Annotated in this window: 16 protein-coding genes and 1 pseudogene; 6 read left to right on the plus strand and 11 right to left on the minus strand. The window is 44.9% G+C overall.

The genetic code is table 11. The features are described 5' to 3' along the window. Positions 1 to 277: 277 nt before the first annotated feature. The 3 genes from E5Y90_RS13930 to E5Y90_RS13940 form a co-directional block, all read right to left on the minus strand. Positions 278 to 1,399, minus strand: coding sequence for a 5-(carboxyamino)imidazole ribonucleotide synthase (locus tag E5Y90_RS13930; RefSeq protein ID WP_174660518.1), 1,122 nt, complete (start codon positions 1,397 to 1,399; stop codon positions 278 to 280). Positions 1,400 to 1,425: 26 nt separating this feature from the next. Beyond that, on the minus strand, positions 1,426 to 1,938 hold the full coding sequence (gene purE, locus E5Y90_RS13935; protein WP_174660519.1) for a 5-(carboxyamino)imidazole ribonucleotide mutase: 513 nt from the start codon (positions 1,936 to 1,938) through the stop codon (positions 1,426 to 1,428). Positions 1,939 to 2,584: 646 nt separating this feature from the next. Beyond that, the gene (locus E5Y90_RS13940; RefSeq protein ID WP_151204844.1) at positions 2,585 to 2,926 is read right to left on the minus strand and encodes a DMT family protein; all 342 of its coding nucleotides are present in this window, start codon (positions 2,924 to 2,926) and stop codon (positions 2,585 to 2,587) included. A gap of 243 nt (positions 2,927 to 3,169) precedes the next feature. Here E5Y90_RS13940 and mpl point away from each other — a divergent pair, with 243 nt between their 5' ends. Beyond that, entirely contained in the window at positions 3,170 to 4,537 is a 1,368-nt protein-coding gene (gene mpl / locus E5Y90_RS13945) for a UDP-N-acetylmuramate:L-alanyl-gamma-D-glutamyl-meso-diaminopimelate ligase (protein WP_174660520.1), read from the plus strand. Positions 4,538 to 4,585: 48 nt separating this feature from the next. Here mpl and E5Y90_RS13950 read toward each other — a convergent pair whose 3' ends face one another. Further along, the gene (locus tag E5Y90_RS13950; RefSeq protein WP_174660521.1) at positions 4,586 to 4,870 is read right to left on the minus strand and encodes a GNAT family N-acetyltransferase; all 285 of its coding nucleotides are present in this window, start codon (positions 4,868 to 4,870) and stop codon (positions 4,586 to 4,588) included. A gap of 364 nt (positions 4,871 to 5,234) precedes the next feature. On the opposite strand from E5Y90_RS13950, the gene E5Y90_RS13955 reads away from it, so the two are divergent. From E5Y90_RS13955 to E5Y90_RS13975, 5 genes are all read left to right on the plus strand, one after another. Further along, the gene (locus E5Y90_RS13955; RefSeq protein WP_174660522.1) at positions 5,235 to 6,431 is read left to right on the plus strand and encodes a sugar transporter; all 1,197 of its coding nucleotides are present in this window, start codon (positions 5,235 to 5,237) and stop codon (positions 6,429 to 6,431) included. Between the two features lie 311 nt (positions 6,432 to 6,742). Next, positions 6,743 to 7,711 carry a TerC family protein gene (locus E5Y90_RS13960; RefSeq protein WP_174660523.1) on the plus strand — a complete coding sequence of 323 codons (969 nt, stop codon included), beginning with the start codon at positions 6,743 to 6,745 and terminating at the stop codon, positions 7,709 to 7,711. A gap of 162 nt (positions 7,712 to 7,873) precedes the next feature. Then, a complete protein-coding gene (gene guaD / locus E5Y90_RS13965) occupies positions 7,874 to 9,190 on the plus strand; it encodes a guanine deaminase (RefSeq protein ID WP_174660524.1) in 1,317 nt (438 codons plus the stop codon). Positions 9,191 to 9,419: 229 nt separating this feature from the next. Beyond that, positions 9,420 to 9,947, plus strand: coding sequence for a hypoxanthine phosphoribosyltransferase (gene hpt / locus E5Y90_RS13970; protein ID WP_151204850.1), 528 nt, complete (start codon positions 9,420 to 9,422; stop codon positions 9,945 to 9,947). A 172-nt stretch (positions 9,948 to 10,119) separates the two neighbouring features. Beyond that, the gene (locus E5Y90_RS13975) at positions 10,120 to 10,377 is read left to right on the plus strand and encodes a GlsB/YeaQ/YmgE family stress response membrane protein (protein ID WP_174660525.1); all 258 of its coding nucleotides are present in this window, start codon (positions 10,120 to 10,122) and stop codon (positions 10,375 to 10,377) included. A gap of 88 nt (positions 10,378 to 10,465) precedes the next feature. Here E5Y90_RS13975 and E5Y90_RS13980 read toward each other — a convergent pair whose 3' ends face one another. From E5Y90_RS13980 to rpmH, 7 genes and pseudogenes are all read right to left on the minus strand, one after another. Further along, positions 10,466 to 11,167: a DsbC family protein gene (locus tag E5Y90_RS13980; protein ID WP_174660526.1), complete on the minus strand. Its 702-nt coding sequence runs from the start codon at positions 11,165 to 11,167 to the stop codon at positions 10,466 to 10,468. Between the two features lie 438 nt (positions 11,168 to 11,605). Then, positions 11,606 to 11,971: pseudogene (locus E5Y90_RS17655) on the minus strand (cation transporter); the annotation flags it as partial. A 512-nt stretch (positions 11,972 to 12,483) separates the two neighbouring features. Continuing rightward, on the minus strand, positions 12,484 to 13,842 hold the full coding sequence (gene mnmE / locus E5Y90_RS13990) for a tRNA uridine-5-carboxymethylaminomethyl(34) synthesis GTPase MnmE (RefSeq protein ID WP_151208032.1): 1,359 nt from the start codon (positions 13,840 to 13,842) through the stop codon (positions 12,484 to 12,486). A 92-nt stretch (positions 13,843 to 13,934) separates the two neighbouring features. After that, positions 13,935 to 15,698, minus strand: coding sequence for a membrane protein insertase YidC (gene yidC, locus E5Y90_RS13995; RefSeq protein WP_174660527.1), 1,764 nt, complete (start codon positions 15,696 to 15,698; stop codon positions 13,935 to 13,937). A 5-nt stretch (positions 15,699 to 15,703) separates the two neighbouring features. Continuing rightward, positions 15,704 to 16,024, minus strand: a complete 321-nt coding sequence (yidD, locus tag E5Y90_RS14000; RefSeq protein WP_151208037.1) for a membrane protein insertion efficiency factor YidD — start codon at positions 16,022 to 16,024, stop codon at positions 15,704 to 15,706. 9 nt (positions 16,025 to 16,033) lie between these two features. Continuing rightward, positions 16,034 to 16,426, minus strand: coding sequence for a ribonuclease P protein component (gene rnpA, locus E5Y90_RS14005; RefSeq protein WP_151205259.1), 393 nt, complete (start codon positions 16,424 to 16,426; stop codon positions 16,034 to 16,036). Positions 16,427 to 16,455: 29 nt separating this feature from the next. Then, on the minus strand, positions 16,456 to 16,590 hold the full coding sequence (rpmH, locus tag E5Y90_RS14010) for a 50S ribosomal protein L34 (protein ID WP_000831329.1): 135 nt from the start codon (positions 16,588 to 16,590) through the stop codon (positions 16,456 to 16,458). Positions 16,591 to 17,247 lie beyond the last annotated feature (657 nt).

Here is a 17,247-nt window from a genome sequence, read left to right on the forward strand (position 1 = left end):
AATTTATTGTTTTGAATTTAAATTCAAAGCGCAAGACCGGTTTTAAATTCCCCTCAGCCTTAGACTTATCCACAGCACAATCTCAAAAGATGAACATCGAGCAGAGTTCAATTTAATCATTGCCGGTCTATTCAATTGCTCGGTTTATAAGCAATTAAGTTAAAAAGTAATCCAAGCAATAGCAGGGGGATTGAAAAGAGGCGCAATCATGCCTGAAAGCAGACAAATAAAAAAGCGACCACAGATGTGATCGCTTTTTTTATCAGCAAGTTAAAGTTTAGATGGTCATATCTTCGCTCAATGCTAACGGATTCGGCAAAATTTTCGCCAATTGGCGGCATAACCCGGGCAGTTGACTGCTGTCAGTGGGCATTAAGGTGATATGGCCAATCTTGCGGCCTTCACGTTCTGACTTGTTGTACAGATGCAAATGCGCGCCGTCCAAAGCCAGTACTTCTGCAGATTTTGGATGCTGTCCAATGATATTTACCATCACCGTTGGACGTATCACTTCAGTAGAACCCAAAGGCAAGCCAGCTACTGCACGGATATGATTTTCAAATTGCGAGCAGACTGCACCTTCAATCGACCAGTGGCCTGAGTTATGCACACGTGGCGCCATCTCGTTTGCATATAAGCCTTTCTCTGTCACGAACAGCTCAAGCGTCAACACGCCAACATAATTCAAATGATTCAGCAGGCGAGTGATGTAGTCTTGCGCGACAGGTTGCAAGTCGGCACTGTGGGGTGCAGGAACAATCGAGTGTGACAGAATGCCATTGTGATGATGATTTTCTGCCAGTGGCCAGGTTTTGACCTCACCGTTTTGACCGCGCACCGCGATAATCGACACTTCACGCGAGAAGGTCACAAAACTTTCTGCAATCAGAGAACCCGCAGGGCCAAGTTCAGCCCAGGCCTGATCAATTTGTTCCGCGTTACGCAATACAAACTGGCCTTTGCCATCATAACCGCCTGTAGCCGTTTTCAATACAATTGGCAGACCGAGTTCAGCAACCGCAGCTTTCAGGCTGTCCAGTGAATTCACCGCTTTATACGGCGCGACCGGAATGCTCAGCTCATCAAACAGGGCTTTTTCAGACAGACGGTTCTGTGCAATGGCCAGAGCCTGACGTGGCGGATGCAGGTCTTTGTTTTGAACCAGTATATCGACATCTGCCAGGGGAGTATTTTCAAACTCCAGACTGAAAACATCTGCACTGTTGATGAAGTCCTGTAAAGCGTTTTCGGCTTGAGTTGAAATCACCCGACCCAACGCTTTCGATGGGCAGTCGGCAGATGCTTCAAAGAAGGTACATTGAATATTGAGTGGCAGGGCTGCTTGCGCCATCATCCGGCCTAGCTGGCCGCCACCAAAAATACCGATGGTTTTATCCATGTGTGTTGTCCCGTGTTCAGCCTGGCTTACATTTGACCTGGAATATTGTTGCTTGCGACTTTTTCAGTCTGTGCTGCACGGAAATCTGCGACATTTTTAGCGATGTCAGCACGGGTTAAACCTAAAATCTGCGCTGCCATAATGGCCGCATTGGTTGCACCGGCAGGACCAATTGCCAGTGTCCCTACCGCAATACCCGCTGGCATCTGCACGATAGAAAGCAATGAATCTACACCGTTTAAAATTGAAGATTTTACCGGTACGCCGAGCACCGGCAGATCGGTTTTCGCCGCACACATACCTGGTAAATGTGCTGCACCACCCGCACCTGCAATAATCACCTGGATACCGCGTTCTCGTGCTGCTTCCGCATATTCAAATAAACGGTCTGGGGTACGATGCGCAGACACCACTTCCGCTTCAAATGGGACGCCAAGTTGTTTTAACATATTGGCAGTGTGTTCGAGGGTAGCCCAGTCTGACTGAGAACCCATGATGATTCCAACGAGAGGAGTGTCTTGTGAAGCGGCCGCATTCATTGCAATGTTTCCAGAGATAATTAAGAGAGATAAATCTCGACGAGAGCCAAGCTTTAATAAGAACTCACTATTATAGACCGAAATTTCAACTTCATAAAATTTAACGGTCAAACTAAGACGCGATTTTGATGGTTTTTATCAGATTTAAAATAACTGACAGAAAATCGCCGGGCAGGGGAGTCCCGGCCAAATAGGGCTTGTAAAAATAAATCCTGATTTTTTTGTCATTGTAGAGCAGGGTTTTGATGAATTCATACAGAGGATTAAATGGAGTACTTGCAAAAAATAGACTGTTTAAGCTCTGAATCATTTTGCCGCCCCTATTTACAACAGGCGCCAGCCTGATCAGTCGGGTAGAGCACCTGGCGCTTTCTTCTTTACGCTAAATAAGAGCCATAAAGAAAATTTAGATTTTAGATTTTAGCATTCAAGCCAATACTGAGCGGAAAGCAACAAACTGGATCAGGCCAAGCCGCAGGGCGAAGGCTCTGAAGACGGACCAAATAAAGGTAAGTTTTGAATATTTTTAACATATAGAAGGACTTCGGGCTGAAGCCTTTATCAGCTCCTATTGGAAGGCTATATAAAAAAATCTGAGTAAACTATGGACTGACTGATATTCAGATCATAAAAACCGTTTTAATAGTTAAGCACTACGAAATACAAAATAGATACAGCCACACAGACATACCGCTGCCCATAGATAGTCCAGCTTAAAAGGCTGCTTGAACAGAAAAATCATAAAAGGCACAAAAACCAGCAGAGTCACGACTTCCTGAGTAATTTTCATTTGTCCCACAGCCAGCCCCTGTTGCGCCAGCAATCTGGTTGCCGGAATCATCAGGCTATATTCAAACAGGGCAATGATCCAGCTCAACAGGATCGCTTGCCAGAGTGGTGCATCATGCGGCAAAAATTTAAGATGACCATACCAGGCCAAAGTCATAAAACAGTTGGCAATCACCAGTAGAAAGAGAGTTGGTAGCATCTGCACGCACCCTGTAAAACGATCCAGCTTATTTTACGGTTTATTGAGCCCAAAGGTAGGCGGGGAAACTTGAAATTTTTCCTGACTTTGTCGCTAAAACCGGATTAAAAAAATCCCACAGGAATGCTTGAACTTTGACTATCTTTTCAGTCTAAGCCTTGCTATCGTTGCTTGCAAATCGAATAAATCATGGCAACAGCACCTCTACAACGTGATGTGTCAGGCAAGAATGGAGTGAAGTAGATGCATCTGCATATTTTGGGTATTTGTGGCACCTTTATGGGTTCACTAGCACTATTGGCCCGCGATTTAGGACATCAAGTGACGGGTTCAGATGCGAATGTCTATCCACCCATGTCTACCCAACTGGAAAATGCAGGGATCAGCTTGATGCAGGGCTATGACCGTAGCCATTTACAGCCGCATCCGGATCTGGTGATAGTCGGCAATGCCATGAAGCGCGGCATTGATGCAGTAGAATATATGCTGAATGAAGGCTTGCCATATATTTCAGGTCCCCAGTTTCTGGCAGATCATGTGCTACAAGGCAAACATGTGTTAGGCGTTGCCGGGACACACGGTAAAACCACCACCACCACCATGTTGGCCTGGATACTGGATCAAGCCGGTTTAAATCCGGGTTTCCTGATTGGCGGCGTACCTTTAGGTTTTAGCGAAAGTGCACGTTTAGGGGGCGGCAAATATTTCTGTGTCGAAGCAGATGAATATGATTCCGCCTTCTTCGACAAGCGTTCCAAGTTTGTGCATTACCACCCTAAAACGGTGATTTTAAATAATCTTGAATTTGACCATGCCGATATTTTCGATGATCTGGCTGCCATCCAAAAACAATTCCATCATTTGGTACGTACCATTCCCAGTGAAGGCCGCATCATTGCACCTATCACTGAAACCCATATTGATGAAGTGCTGGAAATGGGCTGCTGGACTCCAGTGGTGCGCACCGCTTTAACTGCCAATGACACTGCAGAACTCTATGCCGAACAATTGGTCGCAGATGGCTCACACTTTAAAGTGCTACAACATGGCGTGGTAAAAGGTGAAGTGAAATGGAACATGACCGGACAGCATAGTGTGGCGAATGCCTTGGCCGCCATTGCTGCGGCAGAACATGTGGGAGTTTCTATTGACAGCGCCTGTCAGGCCTTGTCGAATTTTGGCGGCGTGAAACGCCGGATGGAATTACTGGATACTGTAAAAGGAATTGAAGTCTATGATGACTTTGCTCATCATCCGACGGCCATTGAAACCACTTTAGAGGGTGCGCGCAAAAGTCTGGGGAAACGCAAGCTGTGGGCGATTATTGAACCGCGTTCAAATACCATGCGTATGGGCAGCCATAAAGAGGGACTGGCACATTCAGCCCGTTTGGCGGATGAAGTCCTCTGGTATCAACCTGAAGGTCTGGACTGGGATTTACAACCGGTAATCGAGGCTGCACCCAACAAAGCCAAAGTCGTAGGTAGCCTGGAGGATATTATTCAAACTGTGCTCACTGAAGCAGGCGAGGGAGACGCCGTAGTGATTATGTCCAACGGTGGTTTTGGCGGCTTACATCAGAAATTGATTAATGCCTTAAAAACCGGATAAACAGATTTGAAAAGCCCGCTTTGCGGGCTTTTTTATTTTTAAGGGTTTTTAGGCGGCGACATCCTCAAAACTTTTCTCGCGTTTAAATATCACCTCGACATAAGAACAGGTCGGTACAATTTTCAGTTGTCGGTTACGGGCAAACTCCACCAATACATCCAGCAGTTGTCGCGCTACCCCTTGACCGCGTAAACACTCATCGACCCAGGTATGATTGGCAATAATTTGATGTTCTCCTCGCCAAATATAACTGATTTTGGCAATCGGTTGACCCGCCTCATTCAAATGAAAAAATTCACCTTGCTGGCCATTATCGCTATGTTGAAACTGCATCGCTTACCTTCGTTTTTTTAATTAAACCGCTATCAGCATACTTTAAAATCCCTGATTTCAATATTATCTAAAGGTGAATAGGAAACAAAAACAGACTTTATAAAAACTTCACACTGCATCTGCTACTTCTGGCTCTATATTGTCTGTATTTCAATCATAGATGATATGTCAATTATCCCCTCACAGATCACCAGATAGGCAGTAGGGAAGAGTTAAGCATGGTCAATCATCAGAGCTTCAAACAGGCAAGTAGCGCAGCTGGATTTTACTGAATTGAACTTAGAAACATTTTTTTCAGGCTTTCAACTTAACAAGTGGCCCCGTTCCCCCTAAAATTTAAGCTCAATACTCATCGTCACGTCCTATGTCATCTTCTGAAATTTCGGCAAATCCTACCCGCCAATGGGTATGTGTCATTGCTTTAGCCTGTGCTGCGTTCATTTTTAACACCACCGAATTTATTCCTGTCGCCTTGCTCAGTGATATTGGTCAAAGTTTTTCAATGTCTCCTACCCAAGTGGGACTGATGCTGACCATTTATGCCTGGATCGTGGCTCTGTTATCTTTACCGATTATGCTGCTGACCAAACAGATTGAACGGCGCTTGCTGCTCAGCACATTATTCGTGGTTTTTATTCTCAGTCATGTGCTGTCTTATTTTGCCTGGAGCTTTGAAATACTGGTCATGAGCCGGATAGGTATTGCGGTGGCCCATGCTTTGTTCTGGTCCATTACCGCCTCGCTTGCGGTTCGGGTGGCGCCCAAAGGTAAAGAATTTCAGGCACTGGGTTTGCTGGCCACCGGCACAGCGATGGCGATGGTACTCGGTATTCCATTTGGACGCATGATTGGGGAAGCTTATGGCTGGCGCAACAGTTTTGCCCTGATTAGCATCGCTGCCACTGTCATTTGCCTGATTCTGGCCAAAACCTTGCCTTTACTGCCCAGTGTGAATTCTGGTTCTTTAAACAGTTTAAAAATTCTGGCCAGACGCCCGAGCCTGATGCTTGTCTTTGCACTTACCGTGATAGTTATCACGGCACAATTTACCGCTTATAGTTATATTGAGCCTTTTTCCCTGACTGTTGCCCAGTTCAGCTCGGCACAGACCACGACTTTATTGTTGATATATGGCGGTGCAGGCTTTTTAGGCTCTTATCTATTTGGCCGCTATGCTCCCAAATTTCCAAAAATGACCATTCCATTTTTCAGCTTCGGGATCATGCTGTCCATGCTGCTATTATTGCCTTTATCCACTACAGTCTGGGGACTGAATCTGCTGTCACTCTTATGGGGCATGAGCATCATTGGTTTTAGTCTAGCCCTGCAAGCAAAAACCCTTAACTTGGCCTCAGATGCCACCGATGTAGCCATGGCCATTTACTCAGGTTTATATAATGTCGGTATTGGCGGCGGTGCCTTAGTCGGAGGCTGGGTTAGTGCAAGCATTGGGCTGGAGTATATTGGACTGGCCGGCGGCCTGCTTGCGGTTTTGGCTCTCTTATTGGCGCTTATTTTGGTGCGACAAACGGATTTTATTCATCCCCCAGTCTCCAGATAAAATTTGCGTAATTTCAATAAATATGAGATTCTTCACTCTCTTTGGAGTTGATCCAAAATAGAATTGAGTAGAACAAGGGGAGTAGCCTCCTCCAAACGTTTAACAATTGCGGTTCAACTTGTAAAACGTGTCAGAATATCGTCATTACACTTTGCAAAAAGTCGGTATCTGAGCATCTTGCTGCCACACTTTTAATGGGAAGTGTAAAGGTAAGATGTAGGCAAGACCTTGATCATGTTGGTATAGATGTTTTTCATCTGACAACAGGTCAAGGTTTTTTTATGGCCAATTGTCGGATGTGGAGGATTCACATGGAAACAATTGGTACGCTCTGGCTGTATCTGGCTTTTTTCAGCATCGTTCTGGTAATGCTGTTTATTGATTTTTTAGGCTTCAAACAAAAACAAGGTCAGGAGGTAAAAGTCCGGACTGCGGCCTACTGGAGTATTGCCTGGGTCAGTGTCGCGACCTTATTTGGTGGCGGTTTATGGCTGTATCTGGAACAGACTGCAGGTACGGCAATTGCCAATGCCAAGGTCATGGAATACTTCGCCGGTTATCTGCTGGAAAAATCTCTGGCAATTGATAACGTCTTTGTCTGGCTGATGATTTTTGCGGCTTTCGCCATTCCACCCGCGCTGCAGCGTAAATTGCTGCTTTACGGCGTACTCGGTGCGATTGTCCTCAGAACCATCTTCATTTTTATTGGCGCCTGGTTCGTGCAGGAATTCTCATGGATTTTATATATCTTCGGTGCTTTCCTGGTGTATACCGGCTTTAAATTCCTGCGTGGTCAGGATGAAGAAGAAGAAAGCAATATTGAAGATATGGCGATTCTGAAATGGCTGCGTAAACATATGCGCATCACCCCGCAGCTTGAGGGCGACAAGTTTTTTATCCGTAAGGATAGTTTACTGTGGGCAACGCCGTTATTCCTGGTCTTGCTTCTGGTCGAAGCCTCGGATGTGATCTTTGCGGTCGATTCTATTCCGGCAATTTTTGCTGTCACGACCGACCCCTTCATTGTCCTGACCGCCAACCTGATGGCGATTTTGGGTCTGCGTGCGATGTTCTTCCTGTTATCGGGTGCAGCATCCAAGATGCATTATCTGCCTTATGGCCTCGGGATTATTCTGGTCTTTATCGGCTTTAAAATGCTGATGCTGGATGTGTTCCATATGCCAATCTGGATTTCACTGAGCTTTATTGTGCTTGTCTTGACGATCACTGCGATCCTGTCGATTCGTCACAGCAAGAAATACAACGAAACCACGCTATAAAAACAATCCTCAAAAAAGCCTGCATCAGCAGGCTTTTTTATTTTCAGATGACCTGATCACAGCTGCGGCTTAAGCTTGATAAACGCAGTCCACAGGGTCACGTTATAAATCATCTGAAGTAGGTTACAATCTGTTGAAAAAAGTAAAAACACAGGTGTTAACATGTCTTCTCATATTGCAACCACAGCGGTTCGCGGTCGCTTCCTCGACATCCAGAATACCGTTGCCCAAGCACGTGAAATTCACGATCAGGTGCGTTATCTAGAAGATGGCTTGCTCATCAGTGAAAATGGCCAGATCCGGTGGTTTGGCCACTGGGAAGAAGGCCAGCATTATCTGCCAGACGGGTTAGAGGTCAGCCATTATCCGGAGCAATTGATTGTACCGGGCTTTATCGATACCCATATTCACTTTCCGCAAACCGAAATGATGGGTGCTTATGGCGAACAGCTGCTGGAATGGCTGAACACCTATACTTTTCCTACCGAAATCCAGTTTCAGAACCCAGCCTATGCAAAGAAAATTGCTGATTTTTTTGTTCAGGAATTATTAAAAAATGGAACCACCACGGCACTGGTTTTCTGTACCGTACATCCGCAATCTGTAGATGCGCTCTTTGAAGCTGCTACGGCACAGAATATGCGCCTGATTGCCGGTAAGGTACTGATGGATCGTCATGCTCCTCCCGAGCTCTGCGATAGCCCTGACACTGCCTATCGGGACTCAAAACAACTGATTGAAAAGTGGCATGGGCAGGGGCGGAACCTGTATGCAATTACCCCGCGCTTTGCCCCAACCTCGACTCCCGAACAGCTGGAAAAAGCAGGGCAGTTGAAAGCAGAATATCCGGATGTCTATGTTCACACCCATCTTAGTGAAAATCACAATGAGATTGCCTGGGTCAAAGACCTGTTTCCAGAACGTAAAGGGTATCTGGATGTCTATCAGCATTATGGCCTGACCGGGTCAAAATCGGTATTTGCGCATTGTGTACATCTTGAAGAATCCGAATGGGATTGTCTGCATCAGACCGATTCAGCAATTGCCTTCTGTCCCAGCTCCAACCTGTTCCTTGGCAGCGGCCTGTTTCCCTTGAAAAAGACGTGGGACAAAGAGGTGAAAGTCGGACTAGGGACCGACATTGGGGCAGGGACTTCATTTAACCAGCTGCAAAGCCTGAACGAAGCTTATAAGGTCCAGCAGCTACAGGGCGAGCAGCTTCCAGCTTTCGCAGCCTTATATCATGCCACCTTAGGCGGAGCCAAGGCCCTGAGCCTGGAGGATCGATTGGGCAATTTTAATATCGGTAAAGAAGCCGATTTTGTGGTATTGGAACTGAATGCCACTGCGCTTCAAGCACTACGCCAAAGCAAGGCGCAAAGTATTGAAGATACATTTTTTGCCCTGACCATGCTGGGGGATGACCGTAATATTGCAGCGACCTATATTTATGGACAAGCCCGCTATGTCAAAGCCTAGAGCGGATACCGCTGCTGGAAAATCGCGCCGTCGCAGGCTGCTGCTCTGGTCAGTGATCAGCGTAGGCTGTGCAACACTCTTAAAAAGGGATACGGCTTCCACCAAAACCTGATTACATTTACAGCCGATGAAACAGGTGCATCTCAGGTTCGGATGTATTAAAATTAGTGAATATTCAGGTGTTGCAAGTCAACACCTTTTTTATTTTTCAATTTTCAGGTATCTACCCATGACCGTTCAAATGAGCGTAATGATTTCCGCTGAAGAAATTCAAGCTAAAGTCAAAGAGCTTGGTGCTCAAATCGATGCACACTATGCCAATAGTGACAAAGAACTTGTGCTCATCGGTTTATTACGTGGCTCAGTAATTTTCATGGCGGACTTATGTCGCGCGATTTCCAAACCCCATGAACTGGATTTTATGACTGTATCCAGCTACGGTGGCGGTACAATTTCAACACATGATGTGAAAATTTTAAAAGATCTGGATGGCGAAATCCGTGCTAAAGATGTGCTGGTGGTGGAAGACATTATTGACTCGGGTAATACCCTGAGCAAGGTACTCGACATCCTGCAAACACGTGAACCGAATTCAATCCAGCTTTGTACTCTGGTCAGCAAACCTTCACGTCGTGAAATTGACCTAGACGTCCAGTTCCTCGGTTTTGAAGTGGAAGATAAATTCATTGTCGGCTACGGTCTGGACTATAACCAGAAATACCGTCATTTACCGTTTATTGGTGAAATCGGTCTCTAGGATTGCTTGCCAAAAGTGGCGATTGCCACTTTTTGTGCGGTAGGATTCAGCCCATACAGGCACAAAAACACTACACCCTGTTGCAGGACTCAACTTTTTTCTGTTTTTTGTTTACCTCAGTATGATGAATACATGATGTAAAAACAAAGACATGATAATAAGGAGCCTCCTCATGTGGACACTTATCGTTGCTATTGTGATTGGTTTTGTTGCGGGCCTGATTGCGCGGGCAATTCATCCCGGAGATGATAAAGCAGGTTTTATCGTCACCACTTTATTGGGTATTGCTGGCTCTTTACTGGCGACCTTCGGTGGACGTATGTTGGGGCTGTATTCAGCCGACTCTGCGGCAGGTCTGATTGCGTCCATTATCGGTGCTGTGATTATTCTGTTTATTTATAATATGGTCACGAAACGTAAAACGGTGTAAATCTACACGGATATCGCCCAATACTAGGTAAAAAAGCACCAAATCTGGTGCTTTTTTATGGTCTGTATCTAGAGTCTGTTACAGAAACTTATAAAGTAAATTCCTTAAAAATCTGTTCAATCTGCTCGGCCGGATAAGCCCCCATCACCTTAAAACCATTGGAAAAAATAATGGCGGGTGTCCCATGAATGCCCAGCGTCTGCGCCAGTTGGATATTGCGCTCGACCGGATTGGCGCAACTTTTTTTACTTTTAGGCGTGATGCCTTTAAAAATCAAGTCTTCCCAAGCTTGCACAGGATGGTTTTCACAATATAGCTGCTTGGATGGCAGGATCGACTGCGGCTTTAACGGCAGAATAAAAGTATAAATCGTAACATCTTTCAACTTTTTCAGTTCTACCTCCAGCTGTTTACAATACGGGCAATAGGGGTCAGAAAAGATCGCAATCTGACGTTTACCCGTCCCTCTTACACTTTTTAAAGCATCCTGTAAGGGCAATTTTTTCCAGTCTATACTGTTTTGCTGGACCAACAGGTCCCGGCTCAGATTATGCTGATCCTGAATACGCAACATTGAGCCTGCAATCAGATGCTGGGCATCCTGATTCAAATAGACAATCTGACCCTGCATGGAACCACTGTAAATACCCTGCATTTCAGTTGGCTGGATATTTTCAATTTTCAGTTTTGGATGTTGTTGGCTGAGGTTTTTTTTCACTGTCTCTACATTTGCCATAGTGAAAGTTGAAGCCAAACTGAACAGGGTCAATACCAAGGTTGTTTTAATCATATTTTTGCTCATTGCTCTAAAATTTTTTCCAACTCATTCTACTTAAAAACCATGCCAAAATTCTGACCTTTGCAATGGCTCTTAGCTAAAGTCTACAGATTTCCCACTTCATGTTTCACGTTTCACGTTTCACGTTTCACGTTTCACGTTTCACGTTTCACGTGGAACATCGGTTTCATTAAAGAGAATTGATTTCTACCGAAATCTGTACAATTTCCGCATCAATCACCAGCTCCTCCCGTGCCTGATCGACATTGAGACGGTTATTGATGGCTAGAGTCAACTACAGGAAAATTTGCCTTTCCCATTTCCCGGACATATCAAAAGCGGTAATTTTTCCCACTAAAAATTCTGCAATCATTTCTCGTATTTCCTTCATCCTTGGATGCTCGATTTCTGCATCCCATACAGTTTCCCAGGTTCTCTCGCTAAACCTCAAATCACCATTGGCATGGCCTTGGTATCCTGAATAGCAATCGGTTTAAACAGTCATTTACAGATTGAAAAGCCATAAATAGTGCCACAACCAGCAAGAAGACGGCACTCCGATCAGCAGCCGAAATTTCAATTTTCCAGCTGCCAAAACTAAAACGGTGATCTTGCGCATCATATCGAGCGCAACGGTAAGCAAAATATGCCAGCCCCAATGCCCACTCATCAACCAACCCTCTGCAAGTAAAGCCATAGAATTGTAAATCCAGCCACCGAACTTCTAATAGCATGATGACTGTCATTAAAATGTTGGCCAGTAACATACGTTTTTTGTACCAGTGAATTATCTTCATCACACTGATGTGCCTGTATTCAGGTCAGTCGGACTTTTTGCACATTCTTCATCCTAGGGTTTAAATATATTCCCTCCACCGGATATTTATTTTTTAGAGGATTGTGGTGAATCCCTTCAAGAAAATAAAGTTATCAATTTTATCAAAAACTTAAAATTCAATATTCTTACTATTAAACAAGTTTTGCATTAGCGGCAGACCCATCCAGTATTAATGTTTTACAATAGGGAGTAGCCATTCAAGGGACAGTGAATGGTTTAATAAATGAATTAATCAATTTCATTGATACCATCATGGGCTTGGTGAACAGGCCAATCTTCCTCCACTGGAACTGGATGAATTTTAGAAAATTATTGAAGGTGTATATTTTTAATATCTGGCTACTAAAGTAGAGAATGGAGGAAACCTGCACCAGCTTAGGAGGAGCATCTTTCTCATCTAAATCTTATACGCTTTAAGACAATACAAAAAAAACAGCCTGATTCGGCTGTTTTGATCTGCGCAATATTTCATTGCCTGGCAAAGCTGACATTATTTCCCGATACAGAATGACCCAAATATTTTCCCCAGCAAATCATCTGCGCTAAAGTCACCGGTAATTTCCCCCAAGGCATTTTGTGCCAGTCGCAGTGACTCCGCGACCAGTTCACCTGCGTTATAAACCACCAGTTGCTCACGTGCTTCAGCAAGATAGTGCTGGGTACGCTTCATTGCGTCTAAATGGCGGGTACGGGCAATAAAGGTATCCTCTTCAGGCTGGAAGCCTGCATGCTCTGTAATCGCCTCTATCAGCGACTGTACGCCTGTTTCCTGCTTGGCAGACACAGTAATATGGCGGAAGCCTTTTAAATCTCCGATTTTTGCCTCTGTACCGGTTAAGTCGGCTTTATTACCAATCAAGATTAAACGTTTCGGTTCGATATACTCTGCAAAATATTCTTGAGCCAGTTGAAGCGGATCTTCACCTTGGCTCAAGTCATAGACCAGCAGCAGTAAATCCGCCTGTTCAATCTCTTTAATGGCACGGCGAATCCCTTCTTTTTCCACAATATCACCTGTTTCCCGTAAACCGGCGGTATCAGTCAGAGTAATCGGTAGTCCATTTAAAGTAATTTTCTCATGCAGAACATCGCGCGTAGTGCCGGCAATATCGGTCACAATGGCACGTTCAATTCCAGCCAAGGCATTCAGTAAAGAAGATTTACCAGCATTGGGCTTGCCGGCAATCACCACCTGTAGACCTTCACGCAGCAACTGTCCCTGACGTGCAGACTGCTGTACCTGCGTCACGGCAGTCGAGACTCCATCCAGCAAGTTTAAAATTTTGCCATCTGCCAGAAAATCAATTTCCTCTTCCGGAAAATCAATCGCCGCTTCCACATGCAAGCGCAAATGGATCAGCTGTTCCAGTACTGCATTGACTTTGGTGGAAAAAGCGCCCTGTAAGGAACGTACCGCAGAACGTGCGGCTGCCTGTGAGGTGGCATCAATCAGGTCTGCAATCGCCTCGGCCTGAACCAAATCCAGTTTGCCATTTTCAAAGGCACGCATGGAAAATTCACCGGCTTTGGCAGCTGTTGCGCCCAGCTCCAGCAAACGGCCCAGCAGGGCATTCTGGATCACCGGACCGCCATGACCTTGTAACTCGACCACATCCTCACCGGTAAAGGAACTCGGGTTAGGAAAGCAAAGCACCAGTCCCTCATCCATCACCTCACCGGCAGCATCATAAAACTGGCGAAAACCGGCAAAACGGGCATTGGGTAAGTCTTTCTGGGTTAAGGCCTGCGCAATCGCATAGGATTTTGGACCTGACAGGCGAATTACCCCCACACCGCCACGCCCTGGGGGAGTTGCAATTGCAGCAATCGTTGTGGTTGGGTTAAGCATAAAATTCACCTGCAAGGACTCAAAAGGACAGCCAAAAAAAATCCGCCTAAGATTACCATCTTAAGCGGATTTATTCAGCCCGTCAGTACAACTTAGTTGACTGGCGTTGCCTCATCGCGTTTGGCACGCTCTTTGGCCACGGCTTTATTGATCAAGGACTGCTGCAAGATCGTGATCAGGTTGTTCACAATCCAGTACAGAACCAGACCTGCCGGGAAGAACAGCAAGAATACAGTGAAAATGATCGGCATAATTTTAAACACTTTCGCCTGCATTGGATCAGTAGGCTGTGGATTCAGCATTTGCTGAATATACATTGTGGTTCCCATGATTAATGGCAGGATGAACCATGGATCCATCGCAGATAAATCCTGAATCCAGAGCAGCCATGGGGCATGGCGCAGTTCCACAGATTCCATCAGGACCCAGTACAAAGCCAGGAAAATTGGCATCTGCAGTAACAGCGGTAAACAGCCCGCCAGTGGGTTGACCTGCTCACGCTTGTACAGCGCCATCATTTCCTGAGAGAAGCGCATCCGGTCTTCACCGAACTCTTCTTTCATACGTTGCATTTCTGGTGCAATCACACGCATTTTCGCCATGGAGCGATAGCTCTTCGACGATAAAGGCCACAGGATCAATTTGACCAAGATGGTTAATAAAATGATCGCCCAGCCCCAGTTCCCCACCAGACCGTGGAAGAATTCAAGTCCGACAAACAGCAGTTTGGCAATTGGCCATAACCAGCCATAATCTACAGTCTGATTCAGACCCGTAGCCAGGTCTTTCAGTTCTGACTGGATTTTTGGACCGGAATAGAAGGTCGCATCAATTTCAGCAACCGTACCCGCCGGCACCGTGAAAGTTGGTGAAGTAAAACCGATGATGTTCATGTCATCAGTAGACTTGCGTGATTCAAGTTTCGCGCTATAGGCTTCGCCATTGGCTTGGGTCAGTTTCAAGTTACCCGGTACCCATGCACTTACAAAATAGTGCTGTACCATTGCAACCCAACCACCCTTGGCTTCAGTGCTGAGCTTTTCTTCAGTAAAGTTGTCAAATTTCAACTTGTTATACTGCTCATCTGGTGTTCCCCAGGCACCGCCCAAGAAAGTCCCTAGAGTGAAAATCCCCTGATCCGACTTGCCTGGATCTTCTGAATTATCACGCTTGATCTGACCAAACATCTGACCTTGCCAGGCTTGACCGCTACGGTTAATCACCTTGTGATTCACCACGACTGGGTATTCACCTTCGATAAAGTTAAAGGTCTTGATAATTTCTACACCATCAGCCGTTTTAAAGACCATCGGTACAGACAAGACTTTGACCGTTTCGCCGGCTTTATTTTTGCTGGCTTTGGCATCTGCCAAGGTATAAGTGGTTTTTTCCAGCTCATACATTGGACGGCCATTGCGGCTGCTATCCGGCCCATTCAGACCGATCAGACCTGACTGAGCAACATAAGTCCGTTTCGCATCGCTTTCCAGCATGACGAAAGGCTCATCACTGTCTTTGTTTTTGTCATGATTGAGTAATTCAACACGAACAATATCACCACCTTTTGGATTGATCCAAAGATGATAAAGGTCAGTTTGTACTGAAATAAGCTGCTGACTTACAGGTGCTGTAGCATCCGTAGCTTGCTGCGCTGGTACATTTGCTTGTGGCACATCAGAGGTTGCACTAGCAACCTGATTATTTGGCAAATCTGCTGATACTTCCTGCGAAACCACCACAGTTTCCTGCTTCGGTTGGGTTTCTGCATTTCCATAATCTTTTTGCCAAGCCAAAATGAGCAAATATGCGACAACAAACATGGCTCCTAGAATTGCAATCCTGGCCCATTGTTGCATATGTATTACCCCAAGTGGTTAGAGTGATTTTGGTTCATTAAACGATCACGAAAGGGTACAGCAACGTGAAGCGTTTGAGAATCTATTTGCTGAAATGAAATAAAACGAATCGCTTTCAAAGGCACAGGATCATATCCTGATCCACCCCAGGGGTGACAACGACAAATACGTTTAGTCGCCAACCACACACCACGTCCAGCACCATGTCGATGGACTGCTTCCAGAGAATATTGTGAACAGGTAGGAATATAGCGACAGCGTGGTCCCAGTAAAGGACTAATCGCAATCTGATAGAAACGGATTAACCAATGCAGTAAACGTACCATTGGCGCGCTCTACTTTTGTGGGGAGGGAGCTGTTTTTGTATGCTTTTTGGCAAGACGGTTCAGTTTTTGCCAAGCAAATTGTAATTGCTGATGCAGTTCAGCATTCGGTACGCTATCGATCCCCATTTTGGGCATCACCACAATATCCAAATCACTGAGTTGCTGCTGATGCAGGCGAAAACTTTCGCGAGCGAGTCGTTTTACTCGATTTCGTTCATGCGCACGGCGCACTTTTTTCTTAGCAACAACTAAACCCAAACGGCTGTTCGGCTGTTCGGACGGTTTTGCAAGAAATAAGAAATGGGGTTGATGCACTTTAAAAAGCGCACCATCAAAGACACCTTTATAATCGGCAGCACAGCGTAATCGTAACTCTGTGCCAAAACCATAAAGTGCTGTCATAACACCCAAAGTCGGCAAAGCCTAACTGATTAAACAGTTAAGCTGTGACGGCCTTTTGCACGACGGCGAGCTAATACTTGACGACCAGCTTTAGTAGCCATACGAGCACGGAAACCATGAACGCGTTTACGCTTTAATTCAGATGGTTGGAATGTACGTTTCATCTCGAAACTCCCAAAAAGATCTTTCTATGAAGGTCCGCGATTTTAGTGCTCATTGCTTAAGCTGTCAATGTAAAACAGGTTTTCTTTTCAAATAAGTTCTCAAGGCTAAGTCGCTTTGAGGAATCTCATAGATTAAAAAAATCCCTTGCTTAAAAGTTATACACAAATTAAGTTGTTGTTATTCATTTGAATATAAGTTATTAACATTTATATCAACACGGTTATCCACAATACTGTAACAGGTTTAAATTTGGATTGTGGTTTTGAATTTAAATTTAACCGAATTATGTTTATCCACAGAAAAGTCGAATCTTATATATAAATTCAAATTTATAAATTTAAATTTATTACTATTATGGAGGGGTTTTTCTGTGGAAAAGGTAGTTTTATTCTAAATAAACATAAACTTAGGTTGTGGGTAAAACTGTTTCTATTAATTTTATACTTTGTGGATAACTTTGTGATATATTTTATCCACAGCTTGCGGATAAACTTATCCACACCAGCCTTTTAAATTTAAATTTATCCATTTTGGACTGTTTTTGCACAAAATCTGCGGAAATAGCCATGACAGATGTGGATAACTTGGTTAGAATGGCGGCCCGCTTTGGCCGTCGCCATCTTTTAAATAAACAATGGAATGAATAGGGGATTCAC

Source organism: Acinetobacter sp. 10FS3-1 (assembly GCF_013343215.1).
GTDB classification, from domain to species: Bacteria; Pseudomonadota; Gammaproteobacteria; order Pseudomonadales; family Moraxellaceae; genus Acinetobacter; species Acinetobacter lwoffii_C.

What these genes read in the sequence shown, in the direction of transcription:
- E5Y90_RS13930 (WP_174660518.1), bottom strand. Translation starts at nt 1,399, where the DNA reads ATGGATAAAACCATCGGTATTTTTGGTGGCGGCCAGCTAGGCCGGATG.
- purE (WP_174660519.1), bottom strand. Translation starts at nt 1,938, where the DNA reads ATGAATGCGGCCGCTTCACAAGACACTCCTCTCGTTGGAATCATCATG.
- E5Y90_RS13940 (WP_151204844.1), bottom strand. Translation starts at nt 2,926, where the DNA reads ATGCTACCAACTCTCTTTCTACTGGTGATTGCCAACTGTTTTATGACT.
- mpl (WP_174660520.1), top strand. Translation starts at nt 3,170, where the DNA reads ATGCATCTGCATATTTTGGGTATTTGTGGCACCTTTATGGGTTCACTA.
- E5Y90_RS13950 (WP_174660521.1), bottom strand. Translation starts at nt 4,870, where the DNA reads ATGCAGTTTCAACATAGCGATAATGGCCAGCAAGGTGAATTTTTTCAT.
- E5Y90_RS13955 (WP_174660522.1), top strand. Translation starts at nt 5,235, where the DNA reads ATGTCATCTTCTGAAATTTCGGCAAATCCTACCCGCCAATGGGTATGT.
- E5Y90_RS13960 (WP_174660523.1), top strand. Translation starts at nt 6,743, where the DNA reads ATGGAAACAATTGGTACGCTCTGGCTGTATCTGGCTTTTTTCAGCATC.
- guaD (WP_174660524.1), top strand. Translation starts at nt 7,874, where the DNA reads ATGTCTTCTCATATTGCAACCACAGCGGTTCGCGGTCGCTTCCTCGAC.
- hpt (WP_151204850.1), top strand. Translation starts at nt 9,420, where the DNA reads ATGACCGTTCAAATGAGCGTAATGATTTCCGCTGAAGAAATTCAAGCT.
- E5Y90_RS13975 (WP_174660525.1), top strand. Translation starts at nt 10,120, where the DNA reads ATGTGGACACTTATCGTTGCTATTGTGATTGGTTTTGTTGCGGGCCTG.
- E5Y90_RS13980 (WP_174660526.1), bottom strand. Translation starts at nt 11,167, where the DNA reads ATGATTAAAACAACCTTGGTATTGACCCTGTTCAGTTTGGCTTCAACT.
- mnmE (WP_151208032.1), bottom strand. Translation starts at nt 13,842, where the DNA reads ATGCTTAACCCAACCACAACGATTGCTGCAATTGCAACTCCCCCAGGG.
- yidC (WP_174660527.1), bottom strand. Translation starts at nt 15,698, where the DNA reads ATGCAACAATGGGCCAGGATTGCAATTCTAGGAGCCATGTTTGTTGTC.
- yidD (WP_151208037.1), bottom strand. Translation starts at nt 16,024, where the DNA reads ATGGTACGTTTACTGCATTGGTTAATCCGTTTCTATCAGATTGCGATT.
- rnpA (WP_151205259.1), bottom strand. Translation starts at nt 16,426, where the DNA reads ATGACAGCACTTTATGGTTTTGGCACAGAGTTACGATTACGCTGTGCT.
- rpmH (WP_000831329.1), bottom strand. Translation starts at nt 16,590, where the DNA reads ATGAAACGTACATTCCAACCATCTGAATTAAAGCGTAAACGCGTTCAT.